This is a genomic window from Mameliella sp. CS4 (assembly GCF_019392335.1).
Classification (GTDB): domain Bacteria; phylum Pseudomonadota; class Alphaproteobacteria; order Rhodobacterales; family Rhodobacteraceae; genus Antarctobacter.
Genome location: NZ_JAHXRQ010000249.1, coordinates 1 through 247 on the forward strand (window position 1 = coordinate 1; position 247 = coordinate 247).

The following is a 247-nucleotide window of genomic DNA, read 5'->3' on the forward strand; positions in this document are numbered from 1 at the left end:
TGGACTGGACCAACAAAAACATCCACCCTTCGAAAGTCGTACAAGTCGGCGACGAAGTGGAAGTTATGGTTCTGGACATCGACGAAGAGCGTCGTCGTATCTCCCTGGGCATCAAGCAGTGCAAATCTAACCCATGGGAAGATTTCTCTGGCCAGTTCAACAAGGGCGATAAAATCTCCGGCACCATCAAGTCGATCACCGATTTCGGTATCTTCATTGGTCTGGACGGCGGCATCGACGGCCTGGT

General features: G+C 51.8%; 1 protein-coding gene. It reads left to right on the forward strand.

Features of this window, described 5'->3' with window-relative positions; genetic code table 11:
• A partial coding sequence (locus KZZ07_RS27275; protein ID WP_219520158.1) for a S1 RNA-binding domain-containing protein occupies positions 1-247 on the forward strand: 247 nt, incomplete at both ends.